The organism is Mesorhizobium sp. M1066 (assembly GCF_040318635.1).
Classification (GTDB): Bacteria; Pseudomonadota; Alphaproteobacteria; order Rhizobiales; family Rhizobiaceae; genus Mesorhizobium.
Genome location: NZ_JAMYMR010000101.1, coordinates 1 through 1,904, shown reverse-complemented (window position 1 = coordinate 1,904; position 1,904 = coordinate 1). Strand labels below are relative to the sequence as shown.

Here is a 1,904-nt window from a genome sequence, read left to right as displayed (position 1 = left end):
TGGTGGCGACGGTCTGGCGCGGGTTCATCGCCACATCGGCCATCTGGTAGATCATCTGCAACTGGCGCAAATCCTCCTTCGGCCGGTCGGCCAGCCGGTTGGCCAGCGGACGTCCGTCGAAGGTCACCGTACCCGCTTCGGGTGGCAAAAGCCCGGTGATGGCGCGTGCCAGCGTCGATTTGCCGGAGCCGGACTCGCCGACCACGGCCAGTGTCTGGCCCGGATAGATGTCGACCGAGACGTTCTTCAGCACCTTGATGTCGCTGCGGCCATAGGCGGCGGTGACGTTCTTCACCGACAGGAACGGCGTCGTGCCGGGTTTCTGCTCCTGGTGTTCGATCTCATGCACCGAGACAAGCGCGTTGGTATATTCCTGTCGCGGCTCCTTGATGATCTGCCTTGTGCCGCCCCATTCGACCAGCCTTCCATGGCGCAGCACCATGATTTCGTCTGAGACCTGGGCGACGACAGCAAGGTCGTGCGTGATGTAGAGCGCAGCGACATGGGTGTCGCGGATGGCGTCCTTGATCGCCGCCAACACGTCGATCTGCGTCGTCACGTCGAGCGCCGTTGTCGGCTCGTCGAAGACGATCAGGTCCGGCTCGGAGCAGAGTGCCATCGCCGTCATCACACGCTGCAACTGGCCACCCGAAACCTGGTGCGGAAAGCGCTCGCCGATGGTTTCGGGGTTGGGCAGGCTGAGCTTCTTGAACAGCGCAACCGCGCGCTTCTCGGCCTCGGCGCGTGTCGCCGTACCGTGCAGCAGCGTGGCTTCCACCACCTGGTCCATCAGCCGGTGCGCCGGGTTGAAGGCCGCTGCCGCCGACTGCGCGACATAGCAGACCTCGCGGCCGCGTAATTTGCGGAAGCCGTCCTTGCCGCCCTTGAGGATGTCGCGGCCGTTCAGGATGACCTCGCCGCCGGTGATGCGCACGCCACCGCGGCCATAGCCCATCGACGACAGGCCGATGGTCGACTTGCCGGCCCCGGACTCGCCGATCAGGCCGAGCACCTTGCCTTTTTCAAGCGTCAGCGAGACATCGTGCACCAACACGATGTTCTTTGGCGGCTCTCCGGGCGGGAAGACGGTGGCCTCGATGCGCAGATTGCGGATGTCGAGCAGCAGGCCAGGTTTCGCTTTGCTGTCGGCCATCACCCGCGTCCTCCCTTGAGGCTTGTCGTCCGGTTGAGCACCCAGTCGGCAACCAGGTTGACGGAAATCGCCAGCAGGGCGATCGCCGCCGCCGGGATGAGTGCGGCCGCGATGCCGAAGACGATGCCGTCCTTGTTTTCCTTGACCATGCCGCCCCAGTCGGCGTCCGGTGGCTGCACGCCAAGGCCGAGGAACGACAGCGTCGACAGGAACAGCACCGCGTAGATGAAGCGCAGGCCGAGTTCCGAAACCAGCGGCGACAACGCGTTGGGAAGGATCTCACGGAAGATGATCCAGCCGCTGCCCTCACCACGCAGTTTCGCCGCCTCCACATAGTCCATGACGTTGATGTCCACGGCGACCGCGCGCGACAGGCGATAGACGCGGGTCGAATCCAGAATGCCCATCACCAGGATCAGCGTCACCAGATTGGTCGGCAGCACGGACAGCACGACAAGGCCCATGATCAGCGTCGGGATAGACATCAAGAGATCGACGAGGCGCGACAGCAGCGTATCGAACCAGCCGCCGAAGACGGCCGCCGAGAAGCCGAGGATGGCGCCGAGCGAGAACGACAGCGCGGTGGCCAGCACCGCGATGAACAAAGTGATGCGGGCGCCGTAGATCATGCGCGAAAGCAGGTCGCGGCCGAGATTGTCGGTGCCTAGCAAATGAGCAGCCGACATCGGTTCCCAGACATCGCCGACGATTTCGCCATTGCCGTGCGGCGCGATCCAGGGGGCGAAGACCG

2 protein-coding genes are annotated in these 1,904 nt (G+C 64.3%); both read right to left on the bottom strand.

What is annotated here, in order from left to right:
• Positions 1–1,153, bottom strand: a 1,153-nt coding sequence (locus NKH52_RS35255; protein WP_352968514.1) for an ABC transporter ATP-binding protein, incomplete at its 3' end; no start/stop codon positions are given.
• The coding region (locus NKH52_RS35250) for an ABC transporter permease (protein WP_352968512.1) at positions 1,153–1,904 on the bottom strand (752 nt) is incomplete at its 5' end. The genes NKH52_RS35250 and NKH52_RS35255, both read right to left, overlap by 1 nt.